Annotated in this window: 15 protein-coding genes; 12 read left to right on the forward strand and 3 right to left on the reverse strand. The window is 74.0% G+C overall.

The features are described 5' to 3' along the window. Positions 1-1,191, reverse strand: a complete 1,191-nt coding sequence (locus RNC47_RS08435) for a PQQ-dependent sugar dehydrogenase (RefSeq protein WP_311597237.1) — start codon at positions 1,189-1,191, stop codon at positions 1-3. Positions 1,192-1,307: 116 nt separating this feature from the next. Here RNC47_RS08435 and RNC47_RS08440 point away from each other — a divergent pair, with 116 nt between their 5' ends. The 6 genes from RNC47_RS08440 (at position 1,308) to serA (ending at position 10,928) form a co-directional block, all read left to right on the forward strand. After that, positions 1,308-2,258 carry a 2-hydroxyacid dehydrogenase gene (locus tag RNC47_RS08440; protein ID WP_311596991.1) on the forward strand — a complete coding sequence of 317 codons (951 nt, stop codon included), beginning with the start codon at positions 1,308-1,310 and terminating at the stop codon, positions 2,256-2,258. Between the two features lie 132 nt (positions 2,259-2,390). Continuing rightward, positions 2,391-5,267, forward strand: coding sequence for a putative bifunctional diguanylate cyclase/phosphodiesterase (locus RNC47_RS08445; RefSeq protein WP_311596992.1), 2,877 nt, complete (start codon positions 2,391-2,393; stop codon positions 5,265-5,267). 321 nt (positions 5,268-5,588) lie between these two features. Then, the gene (locus RNC47_RS08450) at positions 5,589-7,442 is read left to right on the forward strand and encodes an acetolactate synthase large subunit (RefSeq protein ID WP_311596994.1); all 1,854 of its coding nucleotides are present in this window, start codon (positions 5,589-5,591) and stop codon (positions 7,440-7,442) included. Between the two features lie 28 nt (positions 7,443-7,470). Continuing rightward, a complete protein-coding gene (gene ilvN / locus RNC47_RS08455) occupies positions 7,471-7,995 on the forward strand; it encodes an acetolactate synthase small subunit (RefSeq protein WP_311596996.1) in 525 nt (174 codons plus the stop codon). A 126-nt stretch (positions 7,996-8,121) separates the two neighbouring features. Beyond that, a complete protein-coding gene (gene ilvC / locus RNC47_RS08460) occupies positions 8,122-9,120 on the forward strand; it encodes a ketol-acid reductoisomerase (protein ID WP_311596998.1) in 999 nt (332 codons plus the stop codon). Positions 9,121-9,338: 218 nt separating this feature from the next. Further along, positions 9,339-10,928 carry a phosphoglycerate dehydrogenase gene (serA, locus tag RNC47_RS08465; protein ID WP_311596999.1) on the forward strand — a complete coding sequence of 530 codons (1,590 nt, stop codon included), beginning with the start codon at positions 9,339-9,341 and terminating at the stop codon, positions 10,926-10,928. A gap of 40 nt (positions 10,929-10,968) precedes the next feature. Here the strand turns inward: serA and RNC47_RS08470 are convergent, their stop codons facing one another. Beyond that, on the reverse strand, positions 10,969-12,009 hold the full coding sequence (locus tag RNC47_RS08470; protein WP_311597001.1) for an NAD(P)-dependent alcohol dehydrogenase: 1,041 nt from the start codon (positions 12,007-12,009) through the stop codon (positions 10,969-10,971). Between the two features lie 666 nt (positions 12,010-12,675). Further along, on the reverse strand, positions 12,676-13,932 hold the full coding sequence (locus tag RNC47_RS08480; protein ID WP_311597003.1) for a phosphoribosyltransferase family protein: 1,257 nt from the start codon (positions 13,930-13,932) through the stop codon (positions 12,676-12,678). Between the two features lie 107 nt (positions 13,933-14,039). Between RNC47_RS08480 and RNC47_RS08485 the strand changes: the two genes are divergently transcribed. From RNC47_RS08485 to kdpC, 6 genes are all read left to right on the forward strand, one after another. Continuing rightward, positions 14,040-14,822: an alpha/beta fold hydrolase gene (locus tag RNC47_RS08485; protein ID WP_311597004.1), complete on the forward strand. Its 783-nt coding sequence runs from the start codon at positions 14,040-14,042 to the stop codon at positions 14,820-14,822. Between the two features lie 4 nt (positions 14,823-14,826). Next, positions 14,827-15,408, forward strand: coding sequence for a TetR/AcrR family transcriptional regulator (locus tag RNC47_RS08490; protein WP_311597006.1), 582 nt, complete (start codon positions 14,827-14,829; stop codon positions 15,406-15,408). 151 nt (positions 15,409-15,559) lie between these two features. Then, positions 15,560-15,652: a K(+)-transporting ATPase subunit F gene (gene kdpF, locus RNC47_RS08495; RefSeq protein WP_311597008.1), complete on the forward strand. Its 93-nt coding sequence runs from the start codon at positions 15,560-15,562 to the stop codon at positions 15,650-15,652. Further along, entirely contained in the window at positions 15,649-17,337 is a 1,689-nt protein-coding gene (gene kdpA, locus RNC47_RS08500) for a potassium-transporting ATPase subunit KdpA (RefSeq protein WP_311597009.1), read from the forward strand. The genes kdpF and kdpA overlap by 4 nt, the downstream gene beginning before the upstream one ends. Next, positions 17,334-19,382 (forward strand): potassium-transporting ATPase subunit KdpB, encoded by a 2,049-nt coding sequence (gene kdpB, locus RNC47_RS08505; RefSeq protein WP_311597011.1) that lies wholly within the window; start codon positions 17,334-17,336, stop codon positions 19,380-19,382. The genes kdpA and kdpB overlap by 4 nt, the downstream gene beginning before the upstream one ends. A gap of 8 nt (positions 19,383-19,390) precedes the next feature. Further along, positions 19,391-19,984, forward strand: coding sequence for a potassium-transporting ATPase subunit KdpC (gene kdpC / locus RNC47_RS08510; protein ID WP_311597013.1), 594 nt, complete (start codon positions 19,391-19,393; stop codon positions 19,982-19,984). Positions 19,985-19,987: the final 3 nt, after the last annotated feature.

Here is a 19,987-nt window from a genome sequence, read left to right on the forward strand (position 1 = left end):
TCAGCGGACGCGGAGGCGGAGGACGCGGTCGTCCCGCCCGGAGGGCGCCGGCGTTCCGCGCGTGTCCGTCTCGTTGGTGACGAGCAGCAGCTCGTCGTCCCCGACCGCCCGCACCGCCCGCAGGCGCCCGAACTCGCCGGTCAGGAACGACTCCGGCTCGGCGTCGGAGAGCGGCACCCGCCACAGGCGTTCGCCCCGCAGGCCGGCCAGCCAGAGGGAGCCGCCCTGGAAGGCGAGCCCGCTGGGCGAGGCCTCGGCCGGCGGCCACCACCGCACCGGGTCGGTGAAGCCGTCGGCCTCGCCGCCCGGGCCCTCGTGGAGCGGCCAGCCGTAGTTCCCGCCCGGCTCGACGCGGTTGAGCTCGTCCCAGGTGTCCTGCCCGAACTCCGAGGCCCACAGCCGGCCTTCGGCGTCCCAGGCGAGGCCCTGCACGTTGCGGTGGCCGGACGAGTAGACCGGCGAGTCGGGGTCCGGGTTGTCGGCTGGCGGTTCGCCCGTCGCCGGGTCGATGCGCAGGATCTTTCCGGAGAGGGAGTCCTGGTCCTGGGCGCGGCCCCGGTCGTCCGCGTCGCCGGTCGAGGCGTACAGCATGCCGTCGGGCCCGAAGGCCAGGCCGCCGCCGTTGTGGATGAACTCGCCGCGGGGGATGCCGGTGAGCACGTCGCGGTCGGGCGCGAGGCCCTGCCCGGGTGCCGCCGAGGCGTCGTAGCGGAAGGCGGTGATCCGGTTGTCGTCGGCGGTGGTGTGGTAGGCGAAGAGCAGGCCGTTCGACGCGAAGTCCGGGTCCAGGGCGAGGCCGAGGAGGCCGCCCTCGCCGTCCGGCGTGACCCCCGGCACCTCGCCCACCTCCGAGACCTCGCCCGAGTCGACCGCGATCCGGTGGACGGTGCCGCCGTCCCGGGAGCCGACCAGCAGGTCGCCGTCGGGCAGCGGCACCAGGCCCCAGGGCGAGTCGAGCCCCTCGGCCACCGTCTCGACCACCTCCACCGCGCCCTCGTCGGGAGCCACGGTCGGTTCCTCGGGGGCGGCCGTCGCCTCCGGGTCGGGCGACTCCCGCGCGCTCCCGGGCGCGGTCGCACCGCCGTCCCGCCCGCCGCCGTCGTCGTCCGTGCCCGAGCCGGAACAGCCCGCCACCGCGAGGGACACGGCCGTCACCGCCGCGAGCAGGCTGGGCCCGCCTCGCCGCCTCATCATCCGCCTCCGTCCTCCCCGCCCCCGGGACCGCGATCGGAACGCCCAGCACATCAGACGTGATCCGTTCCGTCACCCCCCGGTCCCCCCGCCGGCGGCCGATCTAGCCTGACCGCATGAGCACTTCGGATGTCTGGCTGCCCTTTTCCCCCGACGACCTGTCCGACCTGCCGGGATCGTTCACCTACCGGCACTGGGACGGCGAGGACGACTACCCGGCCGATCCGGCCGACTGCGCCTTCTACGTCGTCCCGTACATGAAGCGCCAGGACGTGGTGCTGCGCCCGCTGCCGCTGATGACCGGCGTGCGCGTCGTCCAGACCCTGACCGCGGGCGTCGACCACATGCTCCCCGGCCTGCCCGACCTGGCGCCCGGCGCGCGGCTGTGCAACGCCGGCCCGCTGCACAACACCAGCACCGCCGAGCTGGCGCTCACCCTGACGCTGGCCGCGCTGCGCGGCGTCCCCGACGCGGTGCTCGCCCAGCGCGAGGGGCGCTGGGCGCAGGGCGTGCACCCGGCGCTCGCCGACCGCCGGGTGCTGATCCTCGGCTACGGCAACATCGGCGGCGCCATCGAGGACCGGCTGCTGCCGTTCGAGGTCGCCGAGGTCATCCGCGTCGCCAGCCGGGCGCGGACGGCGCCGCGCGGCCCGGTGCACGCCACCGACGAACTGCCCGAACTGCTGCCCCGCGCCGACGTGGTGATCGTCGCGACCCCGCTCACCGCCGCCACCCGCGGCCTGGTCGGCGCGGAGTTCCTGGCCCGGATGCCGGACGGCGCGCTACTGGTCAACGTCGGCCGCGGCCCGGTCGTGGACACCAAGGCGCTGCTCGCCGAGCTGGAGTCGGGCCGACTGCTCGCGGCGCTCGACGTCACCGACCCGGAGCCGCTGCCGCCGGGGCATCCGCTGTGGGACGCGCCCGGCGTGCTGATCACCCCGCACGTCGGCGGCCCGACGTCGGCCTTCAGGCCCCGCGCCGAGCGGCTGCTGCGGGACCAGCTGGGCAGGTTCGCGGCGGGCGAACCGGTGGCGCACGTCGTCGCCGTGGGCGGGCGGGAGGACTGATCCGCGGCGTTGACCGAGCGCGAGGCACCCCCCAAATCGTCACGGTCGGTGAGATTGCTATGGCGTTGAGTGACGGTTCTGGTGTACCGTCCGTCCCGGGGCGAGTCCGGAACGAGAGGGGGGCACAGGCCAATGCACCGCCCGAGAACGGCCTGGCGGCCGCGCGCCGACGCGGGGAGCCCGCCGCTGACCGGCCCGGGGCCGCAGCTGGCGCTGGCCGGGGTGTGCGCGGGGTACGCCGTGGGAGCCCTGTTCGGCTGGGGCTCCCCGCAGGTGGCCCGCGTGATGGGGGACTTCGGGCTCTCCGCGGCCGCCTTCCTGGCCGCCGGTTCCTGCCTGTGGTACGCGCACCGGCGGGCCGGTGAGCTGCGGCCCGCGTGGACGCTGTTCGGCCTCTCCTCGATGATGATCGGCCTGGGCAACGCCATATGGGGCTGGTACGAGGTGGTGCTGCGGGAGTCCGTCCCGCGCACCTCGCTCGCGGACGTCTGCTACCTGCTCTTCGCGCCGCTGGCCATCATCGGCCTGCTGATGTTCGCCAGGCGTCCGGCCACCAGGGCGGGCTGGATCTGCCTCGGGCTCGACGCCTGGCTCATCGGCGGCTCGTTGATGACGCTCTCGTGGAGCGTCGCCCTCGCCCACACCGCCCAGTGGCGGGGCGAGACGGTGGCCCGCGCCGCCCTGGCGCTGGCCTATCCGCTGCTGGACATCGCGCTGGTCAGCATGGTGCTGGTGCTGCACTTCCGGCACGGCACCCGGCGCCGGACCGGGGTCAACACGGCCATCGGCGCCCTGGCCCTGACCGTCCTGTGCGACGCGCTGTTCACCTCGCCCATGCTGCGCGCCCACTACAGCTCGGGCCAGCTGCTGGACGCCGGCTGGTTCGCCGCCTCGCTGCTCCTGGCCTACGCGCCGTGGGCGGGCGCCAGGGGCGAGCGGGCGGCCGGCCGCCCGCCGGGCGACGGGCCGGCCGAGGAGCCGCCGCCCGACGGGTGCCAGGAGGGCGATCGCCACGCCGGGCCGTTCGCCGAGTCGCTGGGCATCGGCGCCCTCGCGCCCTACACGGCGGCGGCCGTGTGCGTGCTCAGCATCCTGATGACCATAGTCGCTGGCCGCAGCGTCGACCGGGTCGTCGTGTACGCGGCGTCCGCCGTCGTCCTGGCGCTGCTGGTGCGCCAGGGCATCACCCTCGCGGACAACGCGGCGCTGACCCGCGAGCTCGCCCAGAAGGAGAACTACTTCCGTTCGCTGGTGCAAGGATCGAGCGACGTGATCATGATCGCCGCGCCGGACGGCAAGCTGCGCTACGTGAGCCCGGCGGCCACCGGCGTCTACGGCAGGGACGCCGACCGGCTGATCGGCTGCGAGCTCTCGACCCTGATCCACCCGGACGACCTCGGCCGTGTCCTGCACGAGCTGCGCCGCTTCCTCGCGGTGCCGCCCGCGCTCGAGCCGGCCACCAGGATCGAGTGCCGGGTGCGGCACGACGAGGGGCGCTGGCTCAACGTCGAGTCCAGCGTCAACCGCTACCAGGACGGCCTGATCTTCAACAGCCGCGACGTGACCGAACGTGTGCGACTGCAAGCACAGCTTCAGCACAGCGCCTCCCACGACGCCCTCACCGACCTGCCCAACCGGGCCCTGTTCACCGAGCGGGTCCGGCTGGCCCTCAGTGACGGCCACGGCCCCGGCCAGACCGGCGAGTCGGACGCCGCGGTCTTCTTCATCGACCTCGACGGCTTCAAGGCGGTCAACGACACCATCGGCCACCAGGCGGGCGACGAGCTGCTGGTGCAGGCCGCCCAGCGGCTGCGGGAGTCCGTCAGGACCGGCGACACCACGGCCCGGCTGGGCGGGGACGAGTTCGCCGCGCTGATCGTGGGCGACCCGGCCGGCGAGCCGGGCCCGCGCGAGTACCGGATCCTGGAGATCGCCGAGCGGGTGCGGACCGCCCTCTCCCGCCCCTATGTGGTGGACGGCCGCGAGGTGCGGGTGGCCGCCAGCATCGGCATCGCCTTCGCCGAGCCCGGCGCCACCCCGGCCGCGCTGATGCGCAACGCCGACCTCGCGATGTACCGCGCCAAGCAGGCCGGCAAGGCCCGCGTCGAGCTGTACGTGCCGCAGCTCCAGGCCGAGGCGGTGCGCCGCACCGAGCTGGCCGACCGGCTGCGCCGCGCCCTGCACGCCGGCGAGTTCACCCTGCTGCACCAGCCCGTCGTCGACCTCGCCGACGGGCGGATCACCGCGGTCTCCGCGCAGGCCCGCTGGCGCTCCGCGCACGGCCTGCTCAGCACCCCGCTCGAACTGCTGCGCGGCCCCCGCCCCGACGCCGGGGAGCGGGCCACCGAGATGACCGGCTGGCTGGTCAGGCAGGCCGTCGCCGAGGCCGGCAGGCGCCACCGCGCCGGCCACACCGTCCCCGTGAGCGTCCGGGTGCCGGGGCCCAGGCTCGCCGACCGGGCGCTGGGCGCCGGCGGCGTCGAGGCGCTGCTCGCCGAGCACGGGCTGCCGCCCGGCGCCCTGATGATCGAGCTGCCCGAGGCCGAGTCGGTGCTGGCCGCCGACGAACTGCGCCGTCGCCTCCTCGACCTCAGCGGCCTCGGCGTCGGCGTCGCGCTCGGCGGCTTCGGCAGCGGCGGCACCGCGGCCGCCGCCCTGCACCGGCTCCCCGTGGACCTCGTCCGCCTCGACGGCGAGCTCGTCGACGGCCTGCTCGACTCCCCCCAGCTGCGCAAGATCGCCGCCGGCCTGCTGCGGCTGGCCGCCGACCTGGGCGTCGACTCCCTCGCCGACGGCGTCGACCACCCGGAGCAGGCCGCCGCGCTCCGCGCGCTCGGCTGCCGGCGCGGCCAGGGGCTCGCCTTCAGCGAGCCGCTCGACGCCGCCGGGCTGCGCCGCGTCCTCGACGGCGGCCGCCTCCCCCTGCCCCCGCACCCCCTGCCACCGGCCCGCCGCACCCCCCGCGAGCCCCAGGCCGACCCCGCCCCCTCGCACTCCGCACCCACCTAGCCACCCGCGCGTCGCCGACCCGGATCCGCCCCACCCGGTCCACGCCCGGTCCGCCGCGGCTCACATAGTGAGACGCCGCTCGTGCTCGCTTGACACCTGGCGGGCAGGGGAGCAAGGTCAGAGTCATGCACACCCGAATTCTCGTACTTGGATGGCGCGTCGGCTGACCTCGGACACTCCGTGGCCCCCAGCGACGCGCTCCCCCTCGCATGCCTTACGGCACGAGGGGTTTTTTGTTGCACCGACGCCGTCAGGGACGCGTCGGAACCCGCACCCGCACCCCAGCTTCACCACCCTCACCACTCCGAGAAGAGAACGTCGATGACCGAGCAGGCCACCGGGGCACCCAAGCCGCAGCCGCGGGCCCCCCGAAGCGGAGCACCGCAGCCCACCGCCACCGTCGAGCACGTGACGGGCGCCCAGTCCCTCATCCGCTCCCTGGAGGCGGTCGGCGCCGACACCGTCTTCGGCATCCCCGGCGGCGCCATCCTCCCCGCGTACGACCCGATGATGGACTCCACCAAGGTCCGCCACATCCTCGTGCGCCACGAGCAGGGCGCGGGACACGCCGCCACCGGCTACGCCCAGGCCACCGGCCGGGTCGGCGTGTGCATGGCCACCTCGGGACCCGGCGCCACCAACCTGGTCACCCCCATCGCCGACGCCCACATGGACTCGGTGCCGCTGGTCGCCATCACGGGACAGGTGGCCAGCCCCTCCATCGGCACCGACGCCTTCCAGGAAGCCGACATCTGCGGCATCACCCTGCCCGTCACCAAGCACAACTTCCTGGTCACCGACCCCGCGGAGATCCCGCGCACCATCGCCGAGGCCTTCCACATCGCCGCCACCGGGCGTCCGGGCCCCGTCCTCGTCGACATCTCCAAGGACGCCCTGCAGGCCAGGACCGTGTTCTCCTGGCCGCCCACCACGGACCTGCCCGGCTACCGCCCGGTCAGCCGTCCGCACGCCAAGCAGATCCGCGAGGCCGCCCGGCTGATCGCCCAGGCCAAGCGCCCCGTCCTCTACGTCGGCGGCGGGGTCGTCAAGGCCGGCGCCTCCGCCGAGCTGCGCGAGCTGGCCGAGCTGACCGGCGTCCCGGTGACCACCACCCTGATGGCCCTGGGCGCCTTCCCCGACAGCCACCGCCAGCACCTCGGCATGCCCGGCATGCACGGCTCGGTCGCCGCCGTCACCGCGCTCCAGCGGGCCGACCTGATCGTCGCCCTCGGCGCCCGCTTCGACGACCGCGTCACCGGGAAGATCGACTCCTTCGCGCCGCACGCCAAGATCGTGCACGCCGACATCGACCCCGCCGAGATCGGCAAGAACCGCGTCGCCGACGTCCCCATCGTGGGCGACGTCAAGGACGTGATGGCCGACCTGACCGCCGCGCTGCGCGCCGACGACCCGGCCACCGCGGCGGGCCCGGAGGCCGCCGAGCGCTACGCCGCCTGGTGGGAGCAGCTCGACCGCTGGCGCGAGACCTACCCGCTCGGCTACGACCTGCCCGAGGACGGCACCCTCTCCCCGCAGCAGGTCATCGAGCGCATCGGCCAACTGGCCCCGGAGAACACCGTCTTCACCGCCGGCGTCGGCCAGCACCAGATGTGGGCCGCCCACTACCTGCCGTTCGAGCGCCCCGGCACCTGGCTCAACTCCGGCGGCCTGGGCACCATGGGCTACGCCGTCCCCGCCGCGCTCGGTGCCAAGGCCGGCCGCCCCGAGGCTCCCGTCTGGGCCATCGACGGCGACGGCTGCTTCCAGATGACCAACCAGGAGCTGGTCACCGCCGCGCTCAACAACATCCCGATCAAGGTCGCCATCATCAACAACGGCGCCCTGGGCATGGTCCGCCAGTGGCAGACCCTCTTCTACAACCAGCGCTACTCCAACACGGTGCTGCGCGAGGGCCCCGAGGCGACCGGCACCCGCATCCCCGACTTCGTCAAGCTGGCGGAGGCCATGGGCTGCGTCGGCCTGCGCTGCGAGGACCCCGACCAGCTCGACGCCGTCATCGAGAAGGCCAACGCCATCAACGACCGGCCCGTCGTGGTCGACTTCATCGTCCACGAGGACGCCATGGTGTGGCCGATGGTCGCCGCCGGCACCTCCAACGACGAGGTGATGGCCGCCCGCGGCGTGCGCCCCGACTTCAGCGACGCCGACGACTGACCGACCGCAGAGGTAACACGAACCCGCCATGTCCAAGCACACGCTCTCCGTCCTGGTCGAGAACAAGCCCGGTGTCCTCTCCCGGATCACCTCGCTCTTCTCCCGGCGCGGCTTCAACATCGACTCGCTCGCCGTCGGCACGACCGAGCACCCCGAGGTGTCCCGCATCACCATCGTCGTCAGCGTCGAGGCGCTGCCGCTCGAGCAGGTCACCAAGCAGCTCAACAAGCTGGTCAACGTCCTCAAGATCGTCGAACTCGACCCGTCGGCGGCCGTCCACCGGGAACTCGTTCTGGTGAAAGTCCGCGCCGACAACGAGACCAGGTCGCAGATCGTCGAGATCGTGCAGCTCTTCCGCGCCAAGACCGTGGACGTCGCGCCCGAGGCCGTCACCATCGAGGCCACCGGCAGCAGCGACAAGCTGGAGGCCATGCTGCGGATGCTGGAGCCGTTCGGCATCAAGGAGTTGGTGCAGTCCGGCGCCATCGCCATCGGCCGTGGCTCCCGTTCCATCACCGACCGCTCGCTCCGCGCGCTCGACCGCAGCGCGTAGCACGTCGTTCCCGCGTGTGGACCGGATACCGAGACCGGTCCACCACCCCCGTTCCACACGTCCTACGGTGGAACCCCGCCGCCGTCCCCTCGGCGGTGGCGTGAACCAACAAGGAGAAGAACCGAAGTGGCCGAGCTGTTCTACGACGACGACGCCGACCTGTCCATCATCCAGGGCCGCAAGGTGGCGGTCCTCGGTTACGGCAGCCAGGGCCACGCCCACGCGCTGTCCCTGCGCGACTCGGGCGTCGACGTCCGGGTCGGTCTGCACGAGGGCTCCACGTCCCGCGCCAAGGCCGAGGAGCAGGGGCTGCGGGTGACCACCCCGGCCGAGGCCGCCGCCGAGGCCGACGTCATCATGATCCTGGTGCCGGACCCGATCCAGGCCCGCGTCTACGAGGAGTCCGTCAAGGACAACCTCAAGGAGGGCGACGCGATCTTCTTCGGCCACGGCTTCAACATCCGCTTCGGCTTCATCAAGCCGCCGGCGGGCGTCGACGTCTGCATGGTCGCCCCCAAGGGCCCCGGCCACCTGGTCCGCCGCCAGTACGAGGAGGGCCGCGGCGTCCCGTGTATCGCGGCCGTCGAGCAGGACGCCTCGGGCAACGCCTTCCCGCTGTCCCTCTCCTACGCCAAGGCCATCGGCGGCACCCGGGCCGGCGTCATCAAGACCACCTTCACCGAGGAGACCGAGACCGACCTCTTCGGCGAGCAGGCGGTCCTCTGCGGCGGCACCGCGGCCCTCGTCAAGGCCGGCTTCGAGACCCTGACGGAGGCCGGCTACCAGCCGGAGATCGCCTACTTCGAGTGCCTGCACGAGCTGAAGCTCATCGTGGACCTCATGTACGAGGGCGGCCTGGAGAAGATGCGCTGGTCGATCTCCGAGACCGCCGAGTGGGGCGACTACGTGTCGGGACCGCGCGTCATCACCGAGCAGACCAAGGCCGAGATGAAGCGCATCCTGGGCGACATCCAGGACGGCACCTTCGCGGAGGCGTGGATGGCCGAGTACAACGCCGGCCTGCCGCGCTACAACGAGTACAAGAAGGCCGACGCCGGCCACCTGCTCGAGACCACGGGCAAGGAGCTCCGCAAGCTGATGAGCTGGGTCGACGAGGAGGCCTGAGCTCTCCGCGATCCGATCGATCCGCCCCGTCTCCACGGGGAGTTCGCTCGATCGGGCGGCGGGTCCGGTACGCGACCGCCGGGCTCGCCGCCCGCCGCTACACTGCACTGCACCAAGCGTGTCACGGGCTCACAGCGTCGTGCGGCTCCACGTGGCTGCCTACCTCTCCACTCCCGGCCGTCGGGACGCGGCCTTCCACAAAGGACCAGTGAGACCCAGTGAGCAAGCCCGTCGTACTCATCGCAGAAGAGCTCTCCCCCGCGACCGTCGATGCCCTCGGTCCCGACTTCGAGATCCGGCACTGTGACGGCGCTGCCCGTGACGAACTGCTGACCGCCATCGCCGACGTGGACGCGGTGCTGATCCGCAGCGCCACCAAGATCGACGCCGAGGCCATCGCGGCCGCCCGCCGCCTCAAGGTCGTCGCCCGTGCCGGCGTCGGCCTGGACAACGTCGACGTCGCCGCCGCCACCAAGGCCGGCGTCATGGTGGTCAACGCGCCCACCTCCAACATCGTGACCGCGGCCGAGCTCGCCTGCGGCCTGATCGTCTCCACCGCCCGCAACATCCCGCAGGCCAACGCCGCGCTGAAAAAGGGCGAGTGGAAGCGCAGCAAGTACACGGGCGTCGAGCTCGCCGAGAAGACCCTCGGCGTCGTCGGCCTCGGCCGCATCGGCGTGCTGGTCGCCCAGCGGATGGCCGCCTTCGGCATGGACATCGTCGCCTACGACCCCTACGTGCAGCCGGCCCGCGCCGCCCAGATGGGCGTCAAGCTGCTCAGCCTCGACGAGCTCCTCGCCGTCTCCGACTTCATCACGGTGCACCTCCCCAAGACCCCCGAGACCCTGGGGCTCATCGGCGACGAGGCGCTGCACAAGGTCAAGCCCAGCGTCCGGATCATCAACGCGGCCCGCGGCGGCATCGTCGACGAGGCCGCCCTGCTCAGCGCCCTCAAGGAGGGCCGGGTCGCCGGCGCGGGGCTCGACGTCTACGCCACCGAGCCCTGTACCGACTCGCCGCTCTTCGAGTTCGACACCGTGATCGGCACCCCGCACCTCGGCGCCTCCACCGGCGAGGCCCAGGAGAAGGCCGGCCTCGCCGTCGCCAAGTCCGTCCGCCTCGCGCTCGCCGGCGAGCTCGTCCCCGACGCGGTCAACGTGCAGGGCGGCGTCATCGCCGAGGACGTCCGTCCCGGGCTGCCGCTCGCCGAGAAGCTCGGCCGCATCTTCACCGCGCTCGCCGGCGAGGTGGCCCAGCGACTCGACGTCGAGGTGTGCGGCGAGATCACCCAGCACGACGTCAAGATCCTGGAACTCTCCGCGCTCAAGGGCGTCTTCGAGGACGTTGTCGCCGAGACCGTCTCCTACGTCAACGCGCCGCTCTTCGCCCAGGAGCGCGGTGTCGAGGTGCGGCTCACCACCAGCTCCGAGTCGCCCGACCACCGCAACCTGATCACCGTGCGCGGCACGCTCACCAGCGGCGAGGTGGTCTCGGTCGCCGGCACCCTGGCCGGTCCCAAGCACCTGCAGAAGATCGTCGGCATCGGCCCGCACACCGTGGACCTGGCGCTCGCCGACCACACGGCGTTCCTGCGCTACACCGACCGCCCCGGCGTCGTCGGCACCCTCGGCCGGATCCTCGGCGAGGCCGGCATCAACATCGCCGGCATGCAGGTGGCCCGCGCCGAGGAGGGCGGCGACGCGCTGATCGCCCTCACCATCGACAGCACCATCCCGCCCGCGGTGCTCAACGAGATCGCCGAGGAGATCGGCGCCACCTCGGCCCGCGGCGTCGACCTCACCGACTGACCCCGCCGGCGGCGGCGCCCCCGGCGGGCGCCGCCGCACCTCAACCGTTGGGCAGGACCACCGCCCGGCCGTTGACCTTCCCGGCGTGCAGCCGCTCGTACGCCAGCGGCGCCTCGTCGATGCCGTAGGTCTCCACCCTGACCTCCACGGCCCCGGACCGCGCCAACGCCAGCACCTCGCCGAGCTCGCCCCTGCTACCCCAGTACGGCGCGGCCACGGCGACGTCGAACGCGGTGGTGTTGATGCCGACCGGCAGCGCGCCGCCCGCGATGCCCACGATCGACACGTCCGCCTCCACGGCCGCCACCGCGCCCGCCGTGGTCACGGTCCCCTGCGCCCCCACGAAGTCGAACACCGCCTCCGCGCCGAGCCCACCGGTCAGCTCCCTGACCCGGTCGGCCGCCCGCTCGTCGGACAACACCGTCTCGTGCGCGCCGACCGCCCTCGCCAGCGTCAGCTTGTCCTCCGACACGTCGAGCGCGATCACCCGGCTCGGCGTCAACGCGCGCAGCAGCTGGATCGCCACGTGCCCGAGCCCGCCCGTGCCGATCACCACGGCCGTGCTGCCCGGCCGCAGCTTGGGCAGCGAACGCTTGATCGCGTGGTACGGCGTGAGCCCGGCGTCCGTCAACGGCACCGCGCTCACCGGGTCGAGCCCGCCCAACGGCACCAGGAACCTGGCGTCGTCCACCAGCAGGAACTCCGCCATCGCGCCCGGCGAACCGAGCCCCGGCGGGAAGATCCCGAGATCGGCGGCGCGCAGGCAGTAGTTCTCCTTGCCCTCGGCGCACTTGGCGCAGCGGCCACAGCCCTGCGGCCCGTACACCGCGACCAGCTCACCCTCGGCGATCCCGGTGACACCCTCGCCCAGCGCCGCCACCGTGCCGGCGCCCTCGTGCCCGAGGGTCAGCGGCAGCGAGTAGGGGAACGACTCGGCCGGCCAGCTCATCACGGCGATGTCCGAGTGACACACCCCGGCGGCCGCCACCCGCAACACCACCTGCCCGGGCCCCGGCTCCGGCTCCGGCACGTCCACGACCTCGGGCGCGGCACCGATCTCCCGATACTGGACGGCCTTCATCCGACCTCCCTGACGGCGGCGCGGTGGCGGAACGCCACCTCCCCGCCATGCTGCGGCGCGCGGCCGAAGGCCGCAAACGCACCACGCCCGGCACTGGCCGCCGGCCCTGCCGCGCCCACCCACCCGCCCTCCGGGCGGGCCGTCGCGCGGCAAGGGGCCGCATGGCCCGGCGGCGTAGCCGCCGCGGGCCCTCGGCCCTGCCGGGCCGTGCACCGCGCGCAGCGCGGTTCGGCCCCCCGCAGCGCGACAGCCCTGTCGGCTGTGCGGCGCCGCGCCCACCCTCCGGGCGGGCCGTCGCGCGGCAGGGGCCGCGTGGCCCGGCGGCGCAGCCGCCGCGGGCCCTCGGCCCTGCCGGGCCGGGCACCGCGCGCAGCGCGGTTCGGCCCGCCACCTCGGCGCGTCTGGGGGCGTGCCAAGTGTCCTTCGGGCGTTACCGCCAGGCGTCCTCGCCGCCACCAGCGCTCGTGCGCGTCCCCGCGTGGGCGCTCGGTCTCCTCGATCAGGCCGTGCGCCGCGAGCCTCCTGAGGTGGTAGCTGACCAACGACACCGCCTCGTCCACTTCCTCTGCACGCACAACGCCCGGTACAGGCGCAGCCGGAGCGGGTGTCCGAAGGCGGATCCCGCTTCGCGGGGGCGCCGCTCGCCGGGGGAGGAGGAGCCCTCCGCTAGGCGGCGCCGCCCGGGAGGTGGTCGAGGAACCAGTCGCGGGCGAGTTCGGACACCTCGGAGAGCGCGCCGGGTTCCTCGAAGAGGTGGGTGGCGCCGGGCACCACCGCCAGTCGGCTCTCGCCGCGCAGCGACTCGCGTGCCGAGCGGTTCAGTTCGAGCACCTGCGGGTCGGAGCCGCCGACGATCAGGAGGGTGGGGGCGGTGACGGCGGAGAGGCGGGCGTCGGCCAGGTCGGGGCGGCCGCCCCGGGAGACGACGGCCGTGGCGCGGGAGTCGGGTTCGGCGGCCGCCCAGAGCGCGGCGGCCGCGCCGGTGCTGGCGCCGAAGTAGCCGACCGCCAGGTCGTCCGGCACGGCCTCGGTGGCGCGGCGCAGCCTGGCCGCCAGCAGGCCGATGTCGAAGACGTTGGCCCGGTCGGGCTCCTCACGCGGCGTCAGCAGGTCGAACAGCAGGGTGCCGAGGCCGGCGCCGCTGAGCGCCTCGGCGACGAAGCGGTTGCGCGGGCTGAGCCGGCCGCTGCCGCTGCCGTGCGCGAAGACGACCACGCTTCGCGCCCCCTCGGGGAGCGTCAGTTCGCCGGGCAGCCGGACGCCCTCGCCCGCGTCGATGGTCACCTCGCGGCGGTCGCCGCCACGCAGGCAGGCGATCACCTCGGCGTCGCTGGTCTGCTCGAACGCCTCGTAGAACTGGCCGACGGCGACGAACTCGGCCGGCGTCTCCGGGCAGACGAACTCGTCCGCGTCGTCGCCGATCCGCCGGCGCCAGTCGCGTGGCGCGACCGGGACCGCGAGCACCACCCGCGCCGCGCCGCGGGCCCGCGCCGAGCGGCAGGCGGCGCGGGCGGTGGCGCCCGTGGCGATGCCGTCGTCCACGATGACGGCGGTGCGGCCGGTCAGCGAGACGCGCCCGCCGCCGCCCCGGTACTCCCGGGCCCGCCGGTCGAGTTCGACCCGCTCGGCGGCCTCCACCTCGGACAGCTCGGTCTCCGAGACGCGCACGGTGCGCACCACGTCCTCGTTGAGCACCCGGGCGCCGTCCTCGCCGATGGCGCCCATGGCCAGCTCGGGCTGGAACGGCACGCCCAGCTTGCGCACCACGGCGACGTCGAGTGGCGCGCCGAGCGCCTGGGCGGCCTCGGCGGCCACCGGCACCCCGCCCCTGGGGAGCCCGATGACCACCACGTCCTGCTTCCGCAGCCCCGCAAGATCGCGCGCCAGCCGGCGTCCCGCCGCGATCCGGTCGTCGTACAGCATCCGGTGCCTCCTCCCGGTCGGCGCCCTCCTCCATGGAACCGCGTTCGGACGCGTCCGGCATCCGGCCGGCCGGAGGCGTAAGGGTAACGACTGTTACCCTTACGCTTATGGCCACCGCGCATCCCGTCACCGTCCGTGGCACCGACCTCTCGTATGTGGACTTCGGCGGCCCGGGCGCCCCGCTGCTCGCGCTGCACGGGCACTTCGGCCGCGCCCGCGGCCTCGCCGCGCTCGCCGCCCGCCTCGCGCCGGCACACCGCGTGATCGCCCTCGAACAGCGCGCCCACGGCAGCGCCGCGCCCGTCGCCGACGTGCGTCCCGACGCGTACCTCGCCGACGCCGCCGCATTCCTCACCGACCACCTCGGCGCCGGGCCGCTGCCCGTGCTCGGCCACTCCATGGGCGGCTCCGTCGCCTACCGGCTCGCCGCCCACCACCCCGACCTCGTCAGCCGACTCGTCGTCATCGAGGGACCGGCCCGCAACGAGCCGCCCGTCCTGGACGCCCGCGACTGGCCACGGCGCGCCGCCGGCCTCGCCGAGCTGCGCGCGCTGCTGACCGAGCGGGTCGGCCAGGTCGCCGACTACTTCCTGGAGAGCGCGGCCGAACACCCCGACGGCTGGGGCCTGTCGTTCGACCCCGAGACGCTGCTGCGCTCCCAGCGCGCGCTGCTCGGCGACTGGTGGCCCGACTGGCTCGGCTCCGCCTGCCCGGCGCTGCTGCTGCACGGCGAGGACTCCACCGTGCTGCCCACCGCGCAGGCGAGGGAGATGACGGCGCGCCGGCCCGACACCCGGCTCGTGACCTTCCCGGGACGCGGCCACTGGGTCCACGACGAGGACCCGGCCGGCGTGGCCGAGGCCGTCCTGGCCTTCCTGAGGGGCTGGTGAGCGCGTGCCCAGGACCGCCGACCCCGCGCGGCGAGCGCGCCTCGTCGACGACATCATCGACCGGCTCGCCGAGACCGGCGTCGCCACCTTCTCGCTGCGCACCCTCGCCGCCGCCCTCGGCCGCTCCACCCGGGTGCTCACCCACCACTTCGGGGACAAGGACGCCCTGCTGCGCGCCGTCCTCGACCGGCTCGACGAGCGGCAGCACGAGGCGCTGGCCGCCACCCCGGGCTGGGCCGACCCGGCCGTCGGCATCGGCGCGATCGTCCGCGACGCCTGGGACCGGCACCTGAGCGAGGAGGAACTGCCGAGGACCCGGCTCGTCCACGAGATCGAGGGGCTCGCGGCCGCCGGCCGGCTCACCGGCCACCCTCCCGCCTTCGTCGCCGGCCGCGCCCGCTTCGTCGCCCGGGCGCTCGAACTGCGCGGCCTCGACCCGGGTGACGCCCTGGTCAGGGCCACCCTGCTCAACAACGCCTACGCCGGCCTCCAGGCCGACCTCCTCACCACCGGCGAGACCGGGCGGGTCACCGCCGCGCTCGACGCCCTCTGCCGGCTCGCCGACGACTGGACCAGGCCGCGGTAGATCCGCCGTTCGGGTGGATCCCCGCGTGTGGTCGCCGGGCGCCGCGCGGCCCGCGCAACATGCTGGTCCCCATGCCCGACCTGGCCTACATCGCCCTGACCGTCGTCTCCTTCGCCCTGCTGGCGGCGGCCGTCAAGGGGGTGGCGCGCGGGTGACCGCCGAGAACATCGTCGGCCTCGTGGTCGCCGTCGCGCTCGCCGGCTACCTGCTGCTGGCCCTGCTCTTCCCCGAGTGGTTCTCGTGAGCGACGCGCTCGCCGGGCTGCTCGCCATCGGCGTGCTGGTGCTGGCGCTCGCCGCCGTGCACGTCCCGCTCGGCGACCACCTCGCCCGGGTCTACCGCTCCGAGCGCCACCTCGCCGTGGAACGCCTCGTCTACCGGCTGGTCCGCGTCGACCCCGTCGCCCAGCAGCGCTGGACGGTCTACGCCCTCTCGCTGCTCGGCTTCGCCGCCGTCTCCGTGCTGTTCCTCTACGCGCTGCTGCGGCTGCAGCGCGTGCTGCCGCTCTCCCTGGGCCACGGCGGGCTGCCGCCCTCCGGCGCGTTCAACACCGCCGTCTCCTTCGTCACCAACACCGACTGGCAGTGGTACGCGGGCGAGGCCACCATGGGCCAGCTCGCTGGGCTCGCCGGCCTGGCCGTGCAGAACTTCCTCTCCGCCGCCACCGGACTCGCCGTCGCCGTCGCCCTGATCCGTGGCTTCACCCGCGAACGCACCGAGGAGCTCGGCAACTTCTGGGTGGACCTGGTCCGCTCCGTCGTCCGCGTCCTGCTGCCGCTGTCCCTCGTCGCCGCGCTGCTGCTCGCGGCCGGCGGCGTCGTCCAGGACTTCGCCGGCGCCCACACCTTCACCACCCTGGACGGCGGCAGCCAGACCATCGTGCGCGGGCCCGTCGCCTCCCAGGAGGCCATCAAGCTGCTCGGCACCAACGGCGGCGGCTACTTCAACGCCAACTCGGCCCACCCGTACGAGAACCCCACCGCGCTCACCAACCTGCTCCAGATCTTCCTGATGCTGCTGATCCCCAGCGCCCTGCCCCGCACCTTCGGCAGGATGGTCGGCTCCACCCGGCACGGCTGGGCGCTGCTCGCCGTGGCGACCACCCTGTGGGTCGCCGGACTCACCCTGACCACCGTCTTCGAGACCACGCTCCCCCAGCTAACGCTGGGAGGTGCCCCCAACGGCGCGGTGCCCCGCGAGCTCGGCATCGCCCTGGAGGGCAAGGAACAGCGGTTCGGCGTCTGGAACTCGGCGCTCTTCGCGCACTCCGCCACCGCCACCTCGGGCGGCGCCAACGACGCGTCCCACGACAGCTTCACCCCGCTCGGCGGCGGCGTGCTGCTCGTCAACATGCTGCTCGGCGAGATCTCCCCGGGGGGCGTCGGCTCCGGGCTCTACGGGCTCCTGGTGCTCGCCCTGCTCGCCGTGTTCATCGCCGGCCTGATGGTCGGCCGCACCCCCGAGTACCTGGGTCGCAAGATCCGCCAGCGCGAGATCACCCTGGTCGCCCTCTCCGTGCTGGCCATGCCGTTCGCCGTGCTCCTCGGCCTCGGCCTGGCCCTCGCCCTCCCGGGGCCGCGCGACGCCCTGCTGAACCCCGGGCCGCACGGCCTGTCCGAGGCGCTGTACGCCTTCGCCTCCGCCGCCAACAACAACGGCAGCGCCTTCGCCGGGCTGGCCAGCGGCACCACCTTCTACACCACCGTGCTCGGACTCGCCATGCTCTTCGGCCGCTTCCTGCCCATGGTCCTGGTGCTGGCCCTCGCCGGCTCGCTCGCATCCCAGCAGCGGGTGCCCGTCTCCAGCGGCACCCTGCCCACCCACCGGCCCGTCTTCGCCGGGCTGCTCACCGGCGTCGCCGTCATCGTCACCGGCCTCACCTTCTTCCCCGCGCTCGCCCTCGGACCGCTCGCGGAGGGGCTCAGGTGACCCACCACCCGCCCGGGCGAGGCGAGTTCACCCCACGCCAGCTCGCCGCCGCCCTGCCCGACGCGGCCCGCAAGCTCGACCCGCGGCACACCATCCGGGCGCCCGTCGTCTTCGTCGTCTGGATCGGCTCCCTCGTCACCACCGTCGCCGCGATCGTCGACCCCAGCTTCTTCGGCTTCGCCATCGCCGCCTGGCTGTGGGTCACGGTGCTCTTCGCCAACCTCGCCGAGGCCGTCGCCGAGGGCCGGGGCCGCGCCCAGGCCGAGGCGCTGCGCCGCACCAAGCAGGAGACCGTCGCCCGCCGGCTGCGCCCGGACGGCGGCGAGGAACGGGTACCGGGACCCCGACTGGCCGTCGGCGACCTCGTGGTGGTCGAGGCCGGGGAGCTGATCCCCGGCGACGGCGAGGTGGTGGACGGCGTCGCGTCCGTCGACGAGTCCACCATGACCGGCGAGTCGGCGCCCGTCATCCGCGAGTCGGGCGGCGACCGCAGCTCCGTCACCGGCGGCACCCGGGTGCTCTCCGACCGGATCACCGTCCGCGTCACGACCAGGCCCGGCGAGGGCTTCCTGGACCGGATGATCACGCTGGTCGAGGGCGCGAGCCGGCAGCAGACGCCCAACGAGATCGCCCTCAACATCCTGCTGGCCAGCCTCACCCTCGTCTTCCTGCTCGCCGTCGCCACCCTCCAGCCGCTGGCCGCGTACGCGGGCCGCCAGCAGACCCTCACCGTGCTCACCGCGCTGCTGGTCTGCCTCATCCCCACCACCATCGGCGCGCTGCTCTCCGCCATCGGCATCGCCGGCATGGACCGGCTGGTGCGGCGCAACGTCATCGCCGTCTCCGGGCGCGCGGTCGAGGCGGCCGGCGACGTCAACACGCTGCTGCTCGACAAGACCGGCACCATCACCCTCGGGAACCGGCAGGCCACCGAGTTCATCCCGGTCACCGGCGTCGACGAGCACGAGCTGGCCGAGGCCGCCCAGCTGTCCTCGCTGGCCGACGAGACCCCCGAGGGCCGCTCCGTCGTGGTGCTGGCCAAGAACCGCTACGGGCTGCGCGGCCGCGAGGAGGGGCGGGTCACCGACGTCACCTTCGTGCCGTTCTCCGCCCACACCCGCATGTCGGGCGTCGACCTGGGCGACGGCCGCCGGATCCGCAAGGGCGCCTCGACGGCCGTCATGAAGTGGGTGCGCGCCGAGGGCGGCCGGCCGGCGGACACCGTCGGGCCGCTGGTCGAGGCCATCGCGGGCGAGGGCGGCACCCCACTGCTGGTCGCCGAGCGTACCCCCGGCGAGCCCGCCCGGGTGCTCGGCGTGATCCGGCTGCGGGACATCGTCAAGGCCGGCATCAGGGAACGCTTCGCCGAACTCCACCGGATGGGCATCTCCACCGTGATGATCACCGGCGACAACCCGGCCACCGCCGCCGCCATCGCCCGCGAGGCCGGCGTCGACCGCCACCTCGCCGAGGCCACGCCCGAGGACAAGATGGAGCTGATCCGCCGCGAGCAGGCCGCGGGCCGGCTTGTCGCCATGACCGGCGACGGCACCAACGACGCCCCCGCCCTCGCCCAGGCCGACGTCGGCGTCGCCATGAACGCCGGCACCATGGCCGCCAAGGAGGCCGGCAACATGGTCGACCTCGACTCCAACCCCACCAAGCTCATCGAGATCGTCGCCATCGGCAAGCAACTGCTCATCACCCGGGGCGCGTTGACCACCTTCTCGATCGCCAACGACGTCGCCAAGTACTTCGCGATCATCCCCGCCATGTTCACTGGCGTGCACCCGCAGCTCGACCGCCTCAACGTGATGGGCCTGGCCAGCGCCCAGTCCGCGATCCTCTCCGCCGTCGTGTTCAACGCGCTGGTCATCGTCGCCCTGGTGCCCGTCGCCCTGCGCGGCGTCCGCTACCGGCCCACCAGCGCCGCCGCCATGCTCCGCCGCAACCTCGCCGTCTACGGCCTCGGGGGACTCGTCACCCCCTTCGTCGGCATCAAGCTGATCGACCTCGTCGTGCACCTGCTGCCCGGGATCCGGTGACCGCCGCCATGACCCGACAGCTGCTCAGACAGGCCGCCGCCGGACTGCGGCTGCTGCTGCTCCTCACCGTGCTGCTCGGCGCGCTCTACCCGCTCGCCGTCTGGGGCGTCGCCCAACTCGCCTTCCACCACCGGGCGGACGGCTCCCTCGCCCACCACCAGGGGCGCGCCGTCGGCTCCACCCTCATCGGCCAGCGCTTCACCGGACGCGACTGGTTCCACCCCCGCCCGTCCGCCGCCGGACCCGAGGGCTACGACCCGCTCGCCTCCGGCGCCAGCAACCTCGGCCCCGACAACCCGACGCTCGCGGCGGAGGTCGGCCGCCGCCGGGCCGCCGTCGCCAAGGCCGAGAACGTGCCCGAGGACCGGGTCCCGGCCGACGCGCTCACCGCCTCCGGCAGCGGCCTCGACCCGCACATCTCGCCCGACTACGCGCGCCTCCAGGCCGACCGGGTCGCCGACGCCAGGGGTCTCGACCCCGGCACCGTGCGCGAGCTCGTCGCCGACCACACCGGCGGCCGGGTCCTCGGCTTCCTCGGCGCCGAACGCGTCAACGTCCTCGAACTCAACCTGGCCCTCGCCGGGCTCGACGGACGGGAGTGAACC

It is taken from the genome of Streptomyces millisiae, from assembly GCF_031845425.1.
Taxonomy (GTDB): Bacteria; Actinomycetota; Actinomycetes; order Streptomycetales; family Streptomycetaceae; genus Streptomyces; species Streptomyces millisiae.